This window comes from Streptomyces sp. NPDC111744 (assembly GCF_055634995.1).
The window spans coordinates 295,972-315,200 of the sequence record NZ_JBVKCG010000009.1; the positions used below are offsets into that span (position 1 = coordinate 295,972).

The 19,229-nt window shown below is 69.8% G+C and carries 13 protein-coding genes; 9 read left to right on the forward strand and 4 right to left on the reverse strand.

Translation table 11 applies throughout. The features are described from left to right. Positions 1-137 precede the first annotated feature (137 nt). From ACZ7OO_RS22425 to ACZ7OO_RS22455, 7 genes are all read left to right on the forward strand, one after another. A complete protein-coding gene (locus ACZ7OO_RS22425) occupies positions 138-1,838 on the forward strand; it encodes an extracellular solute-binding protein (RefSeq protein ID WP_471506860.1) in 1,701 nt (566 codons plus the stop codon). Between the two features lie 27 nt (positions 1,839-1,865). Then, positions 1,866-2,906 carry an ABC transporter permease gene (locus ACZ7OO_RS22430; protein WP_471506862.1) on the forward strand — a complete coding sequence of 347 codons (1,041 nt, stop codon included), beginning with the start codon at positions 1,866-1,868 and terminating at the stop codon, positions 2,904-2,906. Beyond that, positions 2,903-3,847, forward strand: coding sequence for a carbohydrate ABC transporter permease (locus tag ACZ7OO_RS22435; RefSeq protein ID WP_471506864.1), 945 nt, complete (start codon positions 2,903-2,905; stop codon positions 3,845-3,847). Before ACZ7OO_RS22430 ends, ACZ7OO_RS22435 begins: the two co-directional genes overlap by 4 nt. A gap of 240 nt (positions 3,848-4,087) precedes the next feature. Continuing rightward, positions 4,088-6,283, forward strand: coding sequence for a 1,4-beta-glucanase (locus ACZ7OO_RS22440; protein WP_471506866.1), 2,196 nt, complete (start codon positions 4,088-4,090; stop codon positions 6,281-6,283). Beyond that, the gene (locus tag ACZ7OO_RS22445) at positions 6,280-8,265 is read left to right on the forward strand and encodes a beta-galactosidase (protein WP_471506868.1); all 1,986 of its coding nucleotides are present in this window, start codon (positions 6,280-6,282) and stop codon (positions 8,263-8,265) included. Before ACZ7OO_RS22440 ends, ACZ7OO_RS22445 begins: the two co-directional genes overlap by 4 nt. Beyond that, positions 8,262-10,457, forward strand: a complete 2,196-nt coding sequence (locus ACZ7OO_RS22450; RefSeq protein WP_471506870.1) for a glycosyl hydrolase family 95 catalytic domain-containing protein — start codon at positions 8,262-8,264, stop codon at positions 10,455-10,457. Before ACZ7OO_RS22445 ends, ACZ7OO_RS22450 begins: the two co-directional genes overlap by 4 nt. 36 nt (positions 10,458-10,493) lie before the next feature. Further along, on the forward strand, positions 10,494-11,207 hold the full coding sequence (locus ACZ7OO_RS22455; protein ID WP_471506872.1) for a glycoside hydrolase family 12 protein: 714 nt from the start codon (positions 10,494-10,496) through the stop codon (positions 11,205-11,207). A 48-nt stretch (positions 11,208-11,255) separates the two neighbouring features. Here the strand turns inward: ACZ7OO_RS22455 and ACZ7OO_RS22460 are convergent, their stop codons facing one another. From ACZ7OO_RS22460 to ACZ7OO_RS22470, 3 genes are all read right to left on the reverse strand, one after another. Beyond that, a complete protein-coding gene (locus ACZ7OO_RS22460) occupies positions 11,256-12,443 on the reverse strand; it encodes a sulfotransferase family protein (protein WP_471506874.1) in 1,188 nt (395 codons plus the stop codon). Between the two features lie 115 nt (positions 12,444-12,558). Further along, on the reverse strand, positions 12,559-14,613 hold the full coding sequence (locus tag ACZ7OO_RS22465) for a glycoside hydrolase family 31 protein (RefSeq protein ID WP_471506876.1): 2,055 nt from the start codon (positions 14,611-14,613) through the stop codon (positions 12,559-12,561). Between the two features lie 85 nt (positions 14,614-14,698). After that, complete coding sequence (locus tag ACZ7OO_RS22470; protein WP_471506878.1) at positions 14,699-15,712, reverse strand: LacI family DNA-binding transcriptional regulator; 1,014 nt, start codon at positions 15,710-15,712, stop codon at positions 14,699-14,701. A 253-nt stretch (positions 15,713-15,965) separates the two neighbouring features. Between ACZ7OO_RS22470 and ACZ7OO_RS22475 the strand changes: the two genes are divergently transcribed. Beyond that, the gene (locus ACZ7OO_RS22475) at positions 15,966-16,535 is read left to right on the forward strand and encodes a GH12 family glycosyl hydrolase domain-containing protein (RefSeq protein WP_471506880.1); all 570 of its coding nucleotides are present in this window, start codon (positions 15,966-15,968) and stop codon (positions 16,533-16,535) included. A gap of 146 nt (positions 16,536-16,681) precedes the next feature. Next, the gene (locus tag ACZ7OO_RS22480; protein WP_471506882.1) at positions 16,682-18,616 is read left to right on the forward strand and encodes an acyl-CoA dehydrogenase family protein; all 1,935 of its coding nucleotides are present in this window, start codon (positions 16,682-16,684) and stop codon (positions 18,614-18,616) included. Between the two features lie 3 nt (positions 18,617-18,619). Here ACZ7OO_RS22480 and ACZ7OO_RS22485 read toward each other — a convergent pair whose 3' ends face one another. Then, positions 18,620-19,078 carry a lamin tail domain-containing protein gene (locus ACZ7OO_RS22485; protein WP_471506884.1) on the reverse strand — a complete coding sequence of 153 codons (459 nt, stop codon included), beginning with the start codon at positions 19,076-19,078 and terminating at the stop codon, positions 18,620-18,622. Between the last annotated feature and the right edge of the window lie 151 nt (positions 19,079-19,229).

Consider the following 19,229-nt stretch of genomic DNA (forward strand, 5'->3'; position numbering starts at 1 on the left):
TCACCGGTCCGCCCCAGGGACGCACGACAGTGGTCGACAGTGGTCGGGGGATCGCTTCAGCTCAGCCAGTTCCACTCGAGGCACCGCAGCCGACGGCCACCGCCGGGTGTCCTGGTGCGCCACGAAGGGTTGACGCAATGACGCCGAACGCCGCTTCCCCCTCCTCTGGTCCTTCCGGTCCGAGCCGGAGAAGCTTCCTCGCCTCCACGGCGGTCGCCGCCGCAGCGGTGGCGGGAGGCACGCCGTTGCTCGCCGCCTGCGGGGCGTCGGACAGCGGTTCGGGTGGGGGTTCCTCCTCGGGCAAGGACGCGAAGAAGCTGCTGCCGTCCTACGTCGCCAACAACGTGGTGGCCCCTGACATCCCGGCGAAGAACGGCTCGGCGATCGGCTTCACCGGCAAGCTCGACCTGGCGACCCTGAAGACCTCGGTCCCGAAGAAGCTCGGCAAGGGCGGCAAGGTCACCATCATGTCGCCGTTCTGGGGCTCCCCGCCCAAGCAGGGCAACGCCTACTACAGGGCGATGAACGACCTGATCGGCGTCGACGTCGAGTGGCAGAACCAGGACGGCAACACCTACGACCAGAAACTCGGCGCGGTGCTCGCCTCCAGCGACGTACCGGACGTGGTGGTCGTCCCGAACTGGAACATGGGCGGCAAAATACCCACCGCCATCATCAGCAAGTTCGCCGACCTCGGTCCGTATCTGTCGGGTGACAAGGTCAAGGACTACCCGAACCTCGCCGCCATCCCGACCGACGCCTGGCGGCGGTGCATCTTCGGCGGCAAGCTGCGCGGACTGCCGATGCCGTCCTCCTACGTGACCAACATCGTGCCCCTCTACCGCAAGGACATCTTCGACAAGAAGGGCTACCAGGTCCCGCGTTCGGCGGACGAGTTCCTGTCCCTCGCCAAGGAGATCACCAACGCCAAGGCCAAGCGCTGGGCCTGCATGGACATGAAGTGGACCGCCTGGCAGATGTTCAGTGTGCTCTCCGGCAGTGAGAAGCCGCTCGGCTGGAACCTCGTCGACGGCAAGCTGATCAACCGCATCGAGACCGACGAATACCTCGAAGCACTGGAATGGACCCGCAAGCTCTTCGCCGCCGGGGTCGTACACCCCGACGCCATGCTCGGCAAGAACGCCCCCGACGCGGGCCCCAAGTTCGCGGCCGGCGAGTTCCTGATCTACCCCAACGACATCAGCCAGTGGTGGAGCCGCACCGCCGAACAGGCCACCCAGAACCCGGACTACAAGATCTGGGGCATGGACGTCTACGCCCACGACGGCGGTAACCCGCAGGTCTGGGCCGAACAGCCGGCCGGCATCTTCGCCTTCATCAACAAGAAGGCCTCGGAGTCCGTGATCCGTGACGTGCTGGCCGTCGCCAACACCACCGCCGCGCCGTACGGCACCAAGGAGTACATGGCCACCAACTACGGCGTCGAGGGCACCCACTACACCGTCAAGAACGGCGTGCCCACCAAGACCACGCAGGGCAACAACGAGGTCCTCAACGCCTACGTCATGGTCGCGAGTCCGGCCGCCACCATCGCCCACCCGGACTTCCCCGAAGTCGCCAAGGCACAGGTCGAGTGGCAGCAGCGGATGGGCTCCTTCACCAAGAAGTCCAGCTTCTTCGGCCAGATGATCACCGAGCCGTCCCGCTACACCAACCTCATGAACGACTTCGAGACGTTGGAGGACGACATAACCCGCGGCCGCAAGAAGATCAGCGAGATGCAGCAGGCCGTCTCCGACTGGAAGAGCAAGGGCGGCGACCAACTGCGCGACTGGTACCGGAAGCTGCTCGACGACAGCGGCTCGGCGGCGAGCTGATCAGGCTCCGAGGCAAGGAGAACGGCCGTGTCCCACAGCACGGTGCCTCGCAGCAGGGCCGAGGCAGACGACAGTGCGGGGAGGACTCCGGTGGCGTCCGGCGGTGCCACCGGCACCCGCAAGAGGACGACGAGGACCGGGAAGCTGAGCCTGCGCCTCAGATTCAGACGCGACCGCGTACTGATCCTGATGACGCTACCGGCCGTCCTGCTGCTCCTGGTCTTCAACTACTTGCCGATCCTCGGCAATACCGTCGCCTTCCAGGACTACGACCCGTACATCAGCGACAACGGCATCATCTCGATGCTGCACAGCCCCTGGGTGGGCTTCGAGAACTTCCAGCGGATCTTCGCCGACTCGGCGTTCTGGGGCGCGGTGAAGAACACCCTTGTGCTGTTCTTCCTGCAACTCGTGTTGTTCTTCCCGATCCCGATCGGGCTCGCGCTGCTCATCAACAGCGTGGTCCGACCGCGGATCCGGGCGCTCTCCCAGGCAGTCCTGTACCTCCCGCACTTCTTCTCCTGGGTGCTGGTCATCTCCGTCTTCCAGCAGATCTTCGGCGGCGCGGGCTTGCTGTCGCAGCTGCTGAGGCAGCACGGCTACGACGGTCTCGACATCATGACCGACCCGTCGACCTTCAAGTTCCTGGTCACGGCGGAGGGCGTCTGGAAGGACGCGGGCTGGGGGATCATCGTCTTCCTGGCGGCGCTGGCGTCCGTGAGTCCCGATCTCTACGAGGCGGCGGCGATGGACGGGGCGGGCCGCTGGCGCCGCATCTGGCACGTCACGCTCCCTGCCCTGCGTCCCGTGATCGCACTACTGCTGGTACTGCGTGTGGGCGACGCGCTGACCGTCGGCTTCGAACAGATCCTCCTCCAACGCGATGCCGTCGGCCCAGGAGCAGCGGAGGTCCTCGACACCTTCGTCTGGTGGAACGGTGTCCGCAACCAGGACTTCGGCTACGCGGCCGCCGCCGGTCTGATCAAGGGCGTGGTCAGCCTCGGCCTGGTCCTCGCCGCGAACAAAGTGGCCCATCTGATGGGCGAGCAGGGGGTGTACAAGAAGTGACCGCCGTCATCGACAAGCCGCCCGTACCGGAGCGGCCACCGTTCCGGTGGGCCGCGCCGCCCCGCCCGGTGTGGGAGGAGGAGCCGAGCAAGGCGGGTCTCGTCGGCAAGGGCCTGGTGCTGATCCTGGCCTGCCTCGGCATCCTCTTCCCGCTCTGGATCGTCGTCGTCACCAGCGTGTCCTCCCGCAGGACCATCGACGAGGCGGGCGGGCTGGTGATGATCCCGAAGGGCATCACGTTCGTCGCGTACAACGAGCTGCTGAGCGGCGGCCAGGTCACCCGGGCCACGATCATCAGCATCCTGATCACCGTTGTCGGCACGCTGTTCTCGATGACCGTGTCGGTGCTCTGCGCGTACGGCCTCTCGCGCATCGGCTCCATGGGCCACCGCTGGTTCCTGATGCTGCTGCTGGCGACCATGTTCTTCAGCGCGGGCCTGATCCCGACCTACCTGCTGGTCCAGTCCCTGGGCCTGACCGACAGCTATCTCGCCCTGATCCTCCCGAGCGCGGTGAGCGTCTTCAACATCCTTGTCCTGCGCGGGTTCTTCATGGGCATCTCGCAGGAACTGACCGACAGTGCGCGCATCGACGGCGCCGGCGACTTCCGGATCCTTTGGCAGATCGTGATGCCGCTGTCCCGTGCGGTGCTCGCCGTGATCACCCTCTTCTACGCGGTCGGGTACTGGAGCGCGTGGTTCAACGCGTCTCTGTACCTCAATGACCAGGACATGATGCCGCTGCAGAACGTCATGATCCAGCTGGTGCAGAAGCAGGAGGCGCCGGTGGGGCTGGGACAGGCGATCAAGACGGGTCAGCTGTCGGGGCTCGCGGTGCAGATGGCGGTGATGGTGATGGCGCTGCTGCCCGTGGCCGTGCTCTCACCGTTCGTCCAGCGGCATTTCAAGAAGGGAATGCTGACGGGGGCGGTCAAGGGGTAGCCGACGTCGCCTCTTTGAGTCGGCTTGTGACGGGGCGGTGCGGAGTGTCGGCGGGGGCGGGTGCGTGGGGGGCTGGTCGCACCCACGCGACGGCGCCCCACATCGACACGGCCCCGCGCCCCTGAAGGGGCGCTGCAGCCGCGGGCGCCTGGTCAGCCGACCCAGCCTCCGCCGGCAAGCGACACCCGCCGCCCCCACCCTCCGACCACCACCACCAACCCACGCCCACCGAGGTTCCCCATGCCCACCCTGAGCCGCAGAACCGTCCTCGCCGCCACCGCGACCGCAGCCGCCCTCACCAGCCTCCCCACCCTCACCGCCAACGCTCACGCGGCCGAACCCCAGCCGCAGGCGTACCGTTGGCGCAACGCGGTGATCGGCGGCACCGGATTCGTCACCGGCGTTCTCTTCCACCCCACCACCCCCGGCCTCGCCTACGCCCGCACCGACATCGGCGGCGCCTACCGCTGGGACGCCCGCGTCGCCCGCTGGACCCCCCTCACCGACCACCTCGGCTGGGACGACTGGAACCTCCTCGGCGTGGAGGCGATGGCCGTCGACCCGGCCCACCCCGACCGGCTCTACCTCGCCCTCGGCACCTACGCCCAGTCCTGGGCCGGCAACGGCGCGGTCCTGCGCTCGGACGACCGCGGCACCACCTGGACCCGCACCGACCTCACCGTGAAACTCGGCGCCAACGAGGACGGCCGGGGCATGGGCGAACGCCTCCTCGTCGACCCGCGTGACAGTGACACCCTCTGGCTGGGCACCCGGCACGACGGGCTGTTGAGGTCGACCGACCGGGGGGCCACCTGGGCGGCCGTCACCGCCTTCCCGCCCACCCCCTCCGCCTCCGGCCAGGGCGTCACCCTCCTCGTCGCCGTCGGCCGTGCCGTCTACGCCGGCTGGGGTGACGGCGACGGCGGCGCGACCGCCGTCAATCTCTACCGCACCACCGACGGCACCACCTGGGAAGCCGTCCCCGGCAGGCCCACCGGCACCTCCGCCAAGGTCCCGGTCCGGGCCGCCTACGACCGCCACGCGCGCGAGCTGTACGTGACGTACGCCGACGCCCCCGGCCCCAACGGGCAGGCCAACGGCAGTGTGCACAAGCTGGCCGTCGCCACCGGCCGATGGACCGAGGTCACCCCGGCCGTCCCCGGCGGCACCGACACCTTCGCCTACGGCGGGGTCGCCGTCGACGCCCGACGCCCCGGCACCGTCGTCGTCTCGACGAACAACCGGTGGGCGGCCGTGGACACCCTCTACCGGACCACCGACGGCGGCCGTACCTGGACGTCCCTGAAGGACGCTGCTGTCTTCGACGTGTCGGAGACTCCCTTCCTGAAGTGGGGCGGAGACGGGCCCAAGTTCGGGTGGTGGATCCAGGCCGTGGCCGTCGATCCGTACGACTCGAAGCACGTCGTCTACGGCACCGGCGCCACCCTCTACGGCACCCGCGACCTCGTCCACTGGGCCCCGTGGATCCGCGGCCTGGAGGAGACGTCCGTGGTTCGGCTGGTGTCGCCCCCGGTCGGGGAGGCGCACCTGCTGAGCGGCTCGGGGGACATCGGCGTCCTGTACCACGAGCGGCTCACCGCGTCTCCGTCCCGCGGTATGGCCACGAACCCCGTGTTCGGGTCGGCGACGGGACTCGCGCAGGCCGCGGGCAGGCCGGCGTACGTGGTCCGCACCGGCTGGGGCGACAACGGCAACGGCGCCTTCTCGAACGACGGGGGCCGGACCTGGGCGCCCTTCGCTGCCCAGCCCTCCCTCGCCCACGACGCACCGGGGCCGATCGCCACCAACGCCGACGGCAGCGCGCTGCTGTGGTCCTTCGTGCACTGGGACGGGACGAAGTACCCCGCCCACCGCTCGGACGACAACGGCGCCACCTGGACCGAGATCCCCTCCTTCCCGAAGGGCGCCACGCCGGTCGCCGACCCGGCCGACCCGACGCTCTTCTACGCATACGACACCGACACAGGAACGCTACAAGCCAGCACTGACAGTGGCCGTACGTTCACGGCGCGTGCGACCGGGCTGCCCGCCGGGGACAGTCAGTTCCAGTTGGCCGCGGCCCCCGGCAGATCCGGTGACCTGTGGCTGAGTGTGAAGTGGAACGGGCTGTACCGGTCCACCGACGGGGGCGCGAGCTTCACCAAGGTGGCCGGTTGCCGGGCCGCCTACACCCTCGGCTTCGGCAGGGCCGCCGACGGCGCCGGTTACCCGGCGGTCTACCTCGTCGGCTCCACGGAGACCATCACCGCCGTCTACCGCTCCGACGACGAGGCCGGGACCTGGGTCCGTATCAACGACGACCGGCACCAGTGGGGCTGGACCGGGCAGGCGGTCACCGGTGACCCGCGCGTGTACGGCCGGGTCTACCTCGCCACCAACGGGCGCGGCATCCAGTACGGGGAGCCGCTCCGATGACCGCCGGACGAAAACGACCGAGCCTCTCCGACGTCACCCGCGGCCGCGTCCTCTTCGGCGGCGACTACAACCCCGAGCAGTGGCCCGAGGAGACCTGGCAGGAGGACGTCCGACTGATGAAGGCCGCCGGCGTCAACTCCGTGACCATGGGCGTCTTCTCCTGGGCGAAGCTCGAACCCCGGCCGGGGGAGCGGGACTTCGGCTGGCTGGACCGGCTCATGGACCTGATGCACGACAACGGCATCGGGGTCGTCCTCGCCAGCCCGACCTCCGCGCCGCCGCCGTGGCTGGGCCGGCTGCACCCGGAGACCCTGCCCCGCGACGCGGACGGCCGTACCGAGTGGTGGGGCGGGCGCCAGCACTTCTCACACTCCAGCGCCACCTACCGCCGTTACGCCGCCGCCATCACCGAGGACCTCGCCGCCCGCTATGGCGCCCACCCGGCCCTCACCCTCTGGCACATCAACAACGAGTACTGCACCTTCGACTACGGCGACGAGGCGGCCGCCGCCTTCCGCCGCTGGCTGCGCGAGCGATACGGCACCCTCGACGCCCTCAACTCCGCCTGGGGCACAGCATTTTGGAGCCAGAGGTACGACACCTGGGACGGCATCCTGCCCCCGCGTCACGCCCACTACATGAAGAACCCCACCCAGGTGCTGGACTTCCGGCGGTTCACCTCCGACATGCTCCTGGAGTGCTACGCGGCCGAACGGGACATCGTCGCCCGGCACACCCCGCACATCCCGGTGACCACCAACTTCATGCCGCTGTGGATCGGCCAGGACGCCTGGCGCTGGGCGGCCGAGGAGGACGTCGTCTCCGTCGACCTCTACCCCGATCCGCGCAACCCGCTGGGCGCGCAGCACGGCGCGCTCGTCCACGACCTCACCCGCTCCCAGGCGCGTGGCCCCTGGATGCTGATGGAGCAGGCCGCCGGCCCCGTGAACTGGCGCGGGGTGAACCACCCCAAACCCCGTGGCCTCAATCGCCAGTGGTCCCTCCAGGCCGTCGCCCGCGGCGCGGACGCCGTCTGTTACTTCCAGTGGCGGCAGTCCCGGCAGGGCGCGGAGAAGTTCCACTCGGGGATGGTCAGCCATGCGGGGGAGAAGGGACGCACGTACCAGGAGGTGAAGCGGCTCGGTGCCGAACTCGCTGTGATCGGCCAGGAGGTGACCGGAAGTCACATCACCTCGGACATCGCCATCCTCCACGACTGGCACTCCTGGTGGGCGGGCGCCCACGACGGCCGCCTCTCCATCGAGGTGGACCTCCCCGACATACTGCACGCCTGGCACCGCGCCCTCTGGGAGGCGAACCTCACCACCGACTTCGCGCACCCCGAACACGACCTGTCCTCCTACAAGTTGGTGGTGGTGCCCCAGCTCTATCTCCTCACGGACACCGCCATCCGGAACCTCCTCGCCTACGTCCGGGGCGGTGGCACCCTGGTCAGCGGCTTCCTGACCGGCGTCGCCGACGAGGACGACCGGATCCGCCCCGGCGGCATGGACGCCAGGCTGCGCGAACTGTTCGGCATCCGCACGCTGCACGAGTGGTGGCCGCTGGACGTGGGCGAGAGCGTCGAGTGCGAGGGCTTCCGGGGGACCCTGTGGTCGGAGGAGATCGAGGCCGCTCCCGGGGTCTCCGAGACCGTGACATATCGGGGCGGCGAACTCGACGGGTTGCCCGCCCTGCTGCGCAACGGGCACGCCTGGTACGTCTCCACGCTCCCCGAACCGGAGGCGTTGCGTGAGCTGGTCGGCAGGATCGCCGCGGAGGCGGGGGTCCGTCCGGTGCTCGACGGGCTGCCGGCGGGGGTCGAGGCTGTGCGCAGGGGTGAGCTACTGTTCCTGTTCAACCACGGGCGCGATGCCGTGAAGGTCCAGGTGCCGGGCACACACCGCGACTTGCTGGCCGATTCCACGGTCACCGACGCGGTGACCCTCGACAGACACGGAGTGGCGGTGCTCAAGCCATGACCACCACCGGACCCGTCCACGGCACCTGGGAGCCCGCCCCGGCCGTCCGCTGGGAGGACGCCTTCCTGAGCGGCAACGGCCACCATGGCGCCCTTGTGTTCGGTGATCCGAACGTTGACCGCGTCATCGTCACCCAGCACACCCTGGTCCGCCCGAACGGCGGCGAACAAGCCCGTCCGCCACGCCTGGCGGCCGAACTCGCCCTCGTCCAGGACCGGTTGCTCGCAGGCGACCTCAAGGCCGCCGAAAGCTTCAGCGACGACCGCCCCCTCCAGTGGGTCCAGCCCTTCCATCCGGCTTTCCAGCTAAGGCTGCGCAGGCCGGAAGGCCGGGCGGACGGCTACCGCCGGACCGTCGACTTCGGCACCGGCGAAGTCACCGCCACCACCGCCGACTGGACCAGCCGCCTCTTCGTCTCCCGCGCCGACGACGTGATCGTGCAGCAGATCACCACCGGCCGCCTCGACATCGCCCTCGACCACCAACTCCCGGGCTCCCCACCCGGCCTGGGCATCGGACACGGCGCTCTCCTCACCCCCGAGGGCGCCCTGCTCAGCCTCCGCGCCCGCTACCCCGACAGCGACCGCGCCTACACCGGAGTCACCCTCGTCGCCGTCACCGGCGGCAGCACCGAACTCGTCCCGCCCGGCGTCCGGGTCACCGGCGCCGACTCCGTCCTCCTCCTCACCCGGGTCCACCGCCACACCGGCGAACTCGACATCACCCCCGAGGCGCGCGAGCTGCGCGGGCTGCTCGAGGACGGGACGTCGTACGACACACTGCTCGCCCGGCACCTCCACCCGCACCGCACCGCCTACACCCGCGTCACACTCGACCTGGCCGCCGATCCCGCCGAGCGCGCGCTCCCCGGCTCCGAGTTGCTGACGCGCCCCCGCAGCGCCGCCCTCCTGGAGCGGCTCTTCGCCGCCGGGCGCTACCATCTGCTCTCCTCCTCCGGCCTCAACCCGCCCCGCCTGACCGGACTGTGGACCGGCGACTGGAACACCGCCTGGTCCGGCGCCTTCACCAACGACGCCAACCTCAACCTCCAGACGGCCTCCGCGCCCGTGGCGGCTCTCCCGGAAGTCACCGAGTCCCTTGCCGCTCTGATCAAGCGTCAGCATCGGGACTGGCAGGAGAACGCCCGTACGGTCTTCGGTGCCCGGGGTGTGGTCGCACCCGCGCACACCGACGGCGAGTCCGGGCTCTCGTACCACTTCAGCCGTGAGTACCCGCTGCACCTGTGGACAGCAGGCGCCGACTGGCTGCTCAAGCCGCTCGTCGACCACGACGAGATCCGCGGCGAGCGCGATCCTCGTACCGCTGCGCTGCTCGCCGAAGTCGCCGCCTTCTACGAGGACTTCCTCACCCGGACCGACACCGGCGGCCGCCTGGTGATCGTCCCGTCCTACTCGCCCGAGAACCGGCCGGCGAACGCCAGTTGGGGGGCGATCAACGCGGCGATGGACCTCTCGGCCGCCCGGCACGCCCTGTGCACGGCCGCCGACTACCACCCGGGTCCGGACGCCGACCGCTGGCGTGCCCTCGCCGACCGGCTGCCCCCGCACCGGATCAACGCCGACGGCGCACTCGCCGAATGGGCCCGGCCCGGCCTCGACGACACCTACGACCACCGCCACCTCAGCCACCTCTACGGCGTATGGCCGCTCGACGAGATCACGCCCTACGACACCCCCGAACTGGCGGCCGCCGCCCAGCGCGCGCTCGAACTGCGCGGCGCCGAGAACGACTCGGCGCACGGACATCTCCACCACGCGCTCGTTGCGGCCCGGCTGCGGGACGGCGAACGGGTCGCCGCCGCCCTCGGCCAGGTCCTGGACGGCGACTTCTTCCACGCCTCCCTGATGAGCGCCCACTACCCGAACCGCGACGTCTACAACGCCGACGCCGCGCACACCCTGCCCGCCGTACTGATCGAGGCCCTCGTCCAGTCGACCCCGGACCGGCTGGTCCTCCTCCCCGCACCCCCGACTGCCCTCGACCGAGGCCGACTGACCGGAATCCGCACCCGGTTCGGCGCCGAACTCGACCTCTCCTGGACCCCTGTCGGTGCGCGAGCCGTCCTGAAGCCGCACCGGACGCTCCGTATCGACCTGTGGACTTCCTCCGGCGCCCAGCCGCTCGACCTCGTCGCCGGAGAAGACCACGTCCTCACCCTGGGGACGTGGTAGCCACCCGCACCTCCCCCCACCCATGGAAGGGACACCATGGCAACACGCACGCTCAGCAGGGTCGCCACGGCCCTGATCGCCCCCGCGCTCGCCCTCGGCGCCACCGTCGGCCTCGCCGCGGCGCCCGCCTCGGCCGCCGTCTGGAGCTCCTGCGACCAGTGGGGCAACACCACGCTGAACGGCTACACCCTCTACAACAACATCTGGGGCTCCGGTGCCGGCTCCCAGTGCATCTGGGCCAACTCCGGTACCAACTGGGGCGTCTGGGCCGATCACCCCAACACCGGCGGCATCAAGTCGTACCCCAACTCCAAGAAGGTGATCAACAAGACGATCACCTCGCTCTCCTCGCTGACCAGCAGCTACAACGTGACCGTCCCGACGTCCGGCGCGTACAACACGTCGTACGACATCTGGGACACCGGATACGCCAACGAGATCATGCTCTGGGTCAACAAGACCGGTGCCGTCGGCCCGCTCGGCACCTCGCAGGGCACGCTCACCCTGGGCAGCAACACCTGGACCGTCTACAAGGGAAACAACGGCTCGAACAACGTCTATTCGTTCGTCCGTAGCTCCAACTCCACCTCCGGCACGATCGACATCCTGCCGATCCTGAAGTGGATCAAGGACACCAAGGGCTGGTTCGGCAATGTGACCATCGGTGACGTGCAGTTCGGCTACGAGATCACCAGCTCGTCCGGCGGTCTGGACTTCACCACCAACAACCTTACGGTCAGCAGTAGTTGAGTCGGACGGGTCGGCCCCGCGTGCGTCGCGGGGCCGGCCCTGGCGCGGTCACGACCGGTCGACCTCGGCGCGCAACGCGTTGTAGTCGGCGAAGGCCGTGTCGACGTCCGCGCGGGTGAGGCCGTAGCGGGCCAGGTCGTAGCTGTGGACGCGGGTGCCCTTGGGGCGGGCGACCACGGCGGGGAGGCGGGCCGCGTCGGCCTCGGTCCAGCGGGCGCCGACGGCCGCGTAGAGCTTCGGGGCGCCCGCGGCCGGGGCGGCGCCCAGCCAGGTGTACGGCACGTCCACCAGTGCCTCGCGAGGGATGTGTGCGCGGGCGGCCAGGCCACGGGCGGCCGAGCGGCTGAGCAGCTCCAGCCAGGTGGCGCCGATCCAGCCCAGGTCGAGAGGGCGGGTGCTGACCGCCATACCGTGCTCGACCAGGCTGCAGAACGAGGCCACGGCGGTGGCCGGATCGCGGTGCGTCCACACGATCGTGGCGTCCGGGAAGACCGCGCGCAGCGCGTCCAGGTTCTCCAGGTGCAGCGGGGACTTCAGCACCCAGCGGCGACGCGGGCGGCCGAACTGGAGCACCTGGTAGGTCTGCTTGAGATACCGGTAGTCGGCCTCGAAGTCATGGCTCTCGTGCCAGGGCAGGTACTCCGGGATCACCGCCTGGGACAGCGGCATCACCGTGTGCGGCAGCGCGAAGGTGCACTCCTCCGGGCCGTCCGGGCGCAGGTTGTGGATGTGCCGGAAGCCCGGGGCGAAGAGGTTGATCCCGCCGACCAGACGGCGGGCGGTCGTGATCGCCTTCTCCCGCTCCGCGGGACCCGGTTCGAGGTCGGGGGTGAGCAATTCCCAGAGCAGCGGGCAGCGGTGGTCCGCGGAGAGGGAGAGCACGCTGTGGGTGAGCGTGGTCGCGGTGCGGGGCAGGCCCACCACGAACACCGGCCGGTCGACGGGTTCCCGCTCGATCTCGGGGTGTTCGGCGAGCAGTCGGCGGACGCGGGCCCGGTTGGCGAGATGGCGGCCGACGTGGCCGCGGGCCGACAGCCAGCCGACGGGGGTGAGGTGTTCGGCACCCGACCAACATCGCAGCAGGTGACGGAAGTCGTCGGCGAACCGATCGTCGCCGTCCGTCCGTCCGGCCGCGTCGAGCAGGCGCTCGAAGGCCTGGTCCGGTGTGCGGCGGGCGCGGGAGGCGGGTCCGAGGAGCAGATTGGCGAGCGTGAGGGGGAGCGGGCCGGAGGACACGGCAGCGGGACCCTTCGCGGGGGGACAGGGAGGGGATACGTACTACCCTCTCCAACTGCCCGCCCACACTGCCGAGTTGAGACATTTACCGGCTGGTAACCGCAACCGGCCGCCGCTACCCCGTGACCGGCAGTTTCGCCCCGTCCCGCAGGAACAGCGGGATACGATCCAGCGGCGCGTCCACCGTCACCGCCGTACCGCCCTCGTACGACTCACCGGTCCACGCGTCCGTCCACCAGGCGCCCGCCGGCAGATATGCCGTCCGGGCGGTGGCGCCCGCCGTCAGCACCGGCGCCACCAGGAGGTCCCGGCCGAACAGATACGCGTCGTCGACCGTCCAGGCCGCCTGGTCCTCCGGGAACTCCAGGAACAGCGGCCGCATCACCGGCAGGCCCTCCTCGTGGGCCTCCCGCATGACCTGGAGGACGTACGGCCGCAGACGCTCACGCAGCCACAGGTACTTCTCCAGGATCGCGCCGGTCTCCGCGCCGTACGACCAAACCTCGTTCGGACCGCCCGTCATGTCGGGGCCCAGCGGCGTGCCCGGGTCGCGGAAGCCGTGCAGCCGCATCAGCGGGGACAGGGCGCCGAACTGGAACCAGCGGACCATCACCTCGCGGTAGGCCGGGTCGTCCGGGTCGCCGCCGTGGAAGCCGCCGATGTCGGTGTTCCACCAGGGGATGCCGGACAGGGCCGTGTTGAGGCCGGCCGCGATCTGCCGGCGCAGGGTCGCGAAGTCGGTGCCGATGTCGCCGGACCACAGCGCGGCGCCGTAGCGCTGGCTGCCCGCCCACGCCGAACGGTTGAGGGTGACGACCTCCTCGCCCTGTGCCCGCAGGCCCTCGTAGAAGGTGCGGGAGTTCTCGGCGGGGTAGCTGTTGCCGACCTCCAGGCCCGGACCCGTCCAGTAGCGCAGGTTCTCCTGGAAGCCGGGCTTCAGCTCTGGCTCGCAGGCGTCCAGCCAGAACGCCGTGATGCCGTACGGATCGAGGTAGTTCTCCTTCACCCGGGACCACACGAACGCGCGGGCCTCGGGGTTGGTGGCGTCGTAGAAGGCCACCTGGACGGTCGACGCCACCTCCTTGTCCGGCCAGTCGGCGTGCGCCATCGGGCCGTACTGGGTGCCGATGAAGTAGCCGTGCTGTTCCATGACGGAGTGGTTCTCACTCAGCGGAGACACCGACGGCCACACGCTGACCACCAGCTTGATGCCCAGTTCGGCCAGTTCGCGGACCATCGCGGCCGGGTCGGGCCACTCCTTCGGGTCGAACCTCCACTCGCCGAGGTGGGTCCAGTGGAAGAAGTCGCAGACGATCGCCGAGATGGGCAGACCGCGCCGCTTGTACTCCCTGGCCACGGCGAGGAGTTCGTCCTGGGTGCGGTAGCGCAGCTTGCACTGCCAGAAGCCCGCCGCCCACTCCGGCAGCATCGGCGACCGGCCGGTCACCGCACTGTAGGTGCGCTGCCCGTCGGCCGGAGCGCCGGCCGTGATCCAGTAGTCGAGCTGGCGGGCCGAGTCGGCCACCCAGCGGGTGCCGTTGCCGGCGAGTTCGACACGGCCGATCGCGGGGTTGTTCCACAGGAGGGTGTAGCCGCGGCTGGAGACCAGGACCGGCACCGAGACCTCGGCGTTGCGCTGGATCAGGTCGAGGACCAGGCCCTTCTGGTCGAGGCGCCCGTGCTGGTGCTGGCCCAGACCGAACAGCTTCTCGCCCTCGTAGGAGGCGAACCGCTGCTCCAGGCGGTGGTGGCCGTTGCCGACGGCGGTGTAGAGACGCGAGCCGGGCCACCAGAAGTGGGCGCGCTCCTCGGCCAGGATCTCCGAGAGGTCGTCGGTGCGCAGGAACCGGACCAGGCCCTCGGCGGACACCTCGACGGTCAGGCTCCCGACCGTCAGCCGCCCTTCACCGTCGAGGATCTTGACGGTCGTCCCGGTGGCCGGCGGCTCGTCGAGCAGGGCGCCCGGCAGACCGTCGAGAACCGGACCGCCGAGCCGGGCACGCACCCGGACCGCGTCCGGCCCCCACGGCTCGATCCGCAGCGTCTCCTGACGGCCGCTCCACTCCAGGGCGCCGTCCCGCTCACGGAAGGTGCCGACGGTGGGGGAGGACTGCGCGAGGCTCACCGTGGGCGGCGCCACGGCGGACTGGACTTCGGCAGGCTGGTTCACGCGGCGGCCTCCTGAATGAGTGCAGGCATGGGGGTGCCAGGGCAGAGTGGTGGGGCAGTGCGAAAGAGCGGGAGAGCGGGGTGGGTCAGGACCCGGCCGGTGCCGGTCCCGTGCTTGCCCGGACCGTCAACTCAGGGGCGATCAGCACGACTTCGTCGCCGCCCCGGCCGTCCAGCTTGGTGACCAGGTGCTCCACGGCGTACCGGCCCATCTCCTGGGCGGGGATGGCGACCGACGTCAGCCGTACCGAGGCCTGGACGGCGACCTGGTCCGGGCAGATCGCCACCACCGACACGTCCTCGGGCACGGCCCGGCCCTGCTGGCGCAGCAGCGCGAGCAGCGGCTCCACCGCGGACTCGTTCTGGACGACGAAGCCCGTGGTGCCCGGGCGCTCGTCGAAGATGCGGGCCAGGGTGACGGCCATCGCGTCGTATCCGCCCTCGCACGGCCGGTGCAGCACCCGCAGGCCCAACTCCCTGGCCCGGGACCGCAGTCCGTCGAGGGTGCGCTCTGCGAAGCCGGTGTGCCGCTCGTAGACCGCGGGTGCCTCGCCGATGACAGCGATGTCGTGATGGCCGAGCTTGGCGAGGTGCTCGACGCACAGCGCGCCGGTCGCCCCGAAGTCGAGGTCGACACAGGTCAGCCCGGTGGTGGAGGCGGGCAGACCGATGAGCACGGAGGGCTGGTCGGTCTGCCGGAGCAGCGGCAGCCGTTCGTCCTCCAGCTCCACGTCCATCAGGATCATCGCGTCGGCCAGCCCGCTGCCGGTGACCCGGCGCACCGCATCCGGCCCCTCCTCGCCGGTGAGCAGCAGGACGTCATAGCCGTGTGTGCGGGCCGTGGTGGCCACCGCGATCGCGATCTCCATCATCACCGGCACGTACATGTCCGTACGCAGCGGGATCATCAGCGCGATGATGTTCGACCGGCTGCTGGCCAGGGCGCGGGCGCCCGCGTTCGGATGGTAGCCCAGCTCCCGGATGCTCTGTTCGACCCGCTGCCGGGTGGTGGTGGAGATGGACCGCTTGCCGCTGAGGACATAGCTCACCGTGCTCGCCGAGACTCCGGCGTGCTGGGCGACCTCGGCGAGGGTGACCATCCAGCTCTCCAAGCTTTGTGAAGCGCTTCGACAGTGCGCATTGCTGACAAGGGTGAGTGAGGGTGTTTCGACAGTAGCTTCCGTGGAGGTAGGTGTCCAGAGTCTGTCGAAGCGCTTCGACAGTTAATTGGCGGTACGCCTTCGGCAACCTTTCGGAGGGTGGCGGCCACAAATCCGAGGGTGGCGGCCACAAAGAGGTCGTACGGCCGTCAGACGGGTCGTACCCCGAACCGTCCCCCGGAAGGCCCCCTCGATGCAACACCGCAGACCGCGCCTGTCCAGGACGGCGAAGTCGCTGCTGGCCGCCTCGGTCGCGCCGGCGGCCGCCGCGGGCGTCACCGTGGCGCAGGCCGGCGAGTCGAGCGGGAAGTGCACCGCCTTCGACACCGTCACGCTCGCCAAGTACTACCTGAACAACAACCTCTGGGGTCAGGACAAGGGCACCGGCAGCCAGTGCGTCTGGGACGGCTCCCGGTCGGGCTCCACGATCTCCTACTGGCAGGACCGGCCCACGGACGAGATCATGATCTGGCTCAACCGGCAAGGCGGGGCGGGACCGCTGGGCACCAGGTACGGCAGCGTCAGCCTCGGCGGCACGATGTGGGACATCTACCGCGGCAACATCGGCTGGAACGTCTACTCCTTCGTCCGCCGCACCAACACCACCGGCGCCACCCTGAACATCGACGACTTCACCCAGGGCCTGGTCCGCCGCAAGCTGCTGAGCAACGACAAGTACCTCTCCGGCATCGAGGCCGGCGGCGAGGTCTTCAAGGGCTCGGGCCGCCTGGACACCAAGTCGTACTCCGTCGACATCGGCTGAGACACCCTCGGCGACGGTCGGCCCGATGACCCGATCGGACCGCGAGGACTGGTGGGGGCGCCCCGTTTCGGGTACCAACGATCCAGTAGCACTGGTCGGTAACGAACGGTCCACAACATTCCCTTTTGTGGCGAGGTGAGCCCTCAATGTCCGCCCCCACCACCAAGAAACCCACCGTCACCGAGCGGGAGGCCCGTCAGGTGGCGGAGGCCGCCCGGGAACAGGACTGGCGCAAGCCCAGCTTCGCCAAGGAACTGTTCCTCGGGCGCTTCCGGCTCGACCTCATCCATCCGCATCCGCTCCCCGCGGACGAGGACGTGCGCCGCGGCGAGGAGTTCCTCGCACGGCTGCGCGAGTTCTGCGAGACGAAGATCGACTCGGCCCGCATCGAACGCGAGGCGCGCATCCCCGACGAGGTCGTCACCGGCCTCAAGGAGCTCGGCGCCCTCGGGATGAAGATCGACATCAAGTACGGCGGCCTCGGCCTCACCCAGGTCTACTACAACAAGGCCCTCGCCCTGGTCGGCTCCGCCAACCCGGCGGTCGGCGCGCTGCTCTCCGCCCACCAGTCGATCGGCGTCCCGCAGCCGCTGAAGATCTTCGGCACCCAGGAGCAGAAGGACGCCTTCCTGCCCCGCTGCGCCCGCACCGACATCTCGGCGTTCCTGCTCACCGAGCCGGACGTCGGCTCGGACCCGGCCCGCCTGGCCACCACCGCCGTACCGGACGGGGACGACTACGTCCTCGACGGGGTGAAGCTCTGGACCACCAACGGCGTGGTCGCCGACCTGCTCGTGGTCATGGCGCGCGTACTCAAGTCCGAGGGGCACAAGGGCGGGATCACCGCCTTCGTGGTCGAGGCCGGCTCCGAGGGCATCACGGTCGAGAACCGCAACGCCTTCATGGGCCTGCGCGGCCTCGAGAACGGCGTCACCCGCTTCCACCAGGTCAGGGTGCCGGCCGCCAACCGCATCGGCCCCGAGGGCGCGGGCCTCAAGATCGCCCTCACCACCCTCAACACCGGCCGGCTCTCCCTCCCCGCGATGTGCGTGGGCGCCGGCAAGTGGTGTCTGAAGATCGCCCGCGAGTGGTCGGCCGTCCGCGAGCAGTGGGGCAAGCCGGTCGCGCTGCACGAGGCCGTCGGCTCCAAGATCAGCTTCATCGCGGCGACCACCTTCGCCCTGGAGGCGGTCGTCGACCTGTCCTCCCAGATGGCCGACGAGAACCGCAACGACATCCGTATCGAGGCCGCCCTCGCCAAGCTCTACGGCTCCGAGATGGCCTGCCTGATGGCGGACGAGCTGGTCCAGATCCGCGGCGGGCGCGGCTTCGAGACGGCGGAGTCCCTCGCGGCGCGCGGGGAACGCGCCGTCCCCGCCGAGCAGCTCCTGCGCGACCTGCGCATCAACCGCATCTTCGAGGGCTCCACGGAGATCATGCACCTGCTGATCGCCCGCGAGGCCGTCGACGCCCACCTCTCCGTCGCCGGCGACCTCATCGACCCCGACAAGACCCTCCAGGACAAGGCGAAGGCGGGCGCGAACGCGGGCGTCTTCTACGCCAAGTGGCTGCCGAAGCTGGTCGCGGGTCCCGGCCAACTCCCCACCTCGTACGCCGACTTCAAGCACGGCGTGGACCTCTCCCCGCATCTGCGCTACGTCGAGCGGCACGCCCGCAAGCTCGCCCGGTCCACCTTCTACGCCATGTCCCGCTGGCAGGGCCGGATGGAGACCAAGCAGGGCTTCCTGGGCCGGGTCGTGGACATCGGCGCGGAGCTGTTCGCGATGAGCGCGGCCTGTGTCCGCGCCGAACTGCTGCGCAGCCAGGGCGACCACGGCCGCGAGGCCTACCAGCTCGCCGACGCGTTCTGCCGGCAGTCCCGCGTCCGCGTCGACGAGCTGTTCACCCGCCTCTGGTCGAACACCGACGACCTGGACCGCAAGGTCGTCAAGGGTGTTCTCGGCGGCTCCTACGAGTGGCTGGAGCGCGGCATCGTCGACCCGTCGGGCGAGGGCCCGTGGATCGCCGACGCCACCCCCGGACCGTCCGCGCGGGAGAACGTCCGCCGCCCCATCGAGTAGGCGCTAGCAGTACTTGTCGCTCGGATCCCGCGTCGTCCAGGAGCAGGAGTCGACCTCGGCGCCACTCGCCCTGGTCAGCGTCGCCGTGTCGCTGGTGTTGTTCCACACGTAGGCGCGGCGGTTCTGGAACTTGTCCGACGCGGTGTCCGTGCCCCGGCCGGTGTGCACCTTCATCGTCTTGTGGGCGCCGATCTTGATGTTCTTGAAGACGTAGCGGTGGTTGGAGGTGTCTTCAAGGACCCAGCCCTTGAGCGAGACGGCCGAGCCGCCGGTGTTCTTGATCTGCACCCACTCGGCGTTGAGGCTCGCGTTGGAGCGGTTGTCGCTGCCCGGGCTGTCGAACCACACGTGGTAGACGGTCACACCGCCGGCCGCCTCGGCCGGGGTGCTGAGCAGGGTGCCGGTGAGCAGCGCGGCGCCCGCGAGCGCGGGCAGGGCAGCACGTATGTGCGCAGTACGCATGGAGAGATCCCCCCAGGATGTCTGCCGGACGGGCCGGTCATCCACCGACCCGACAGAAGTGTTATCACATGATCTTCACGTGAACCTCACAAAGGGAATTCCGCTTCATACGGCGCCAAGAACTGATAAGGCACCCGCGTGAGGGACGCGC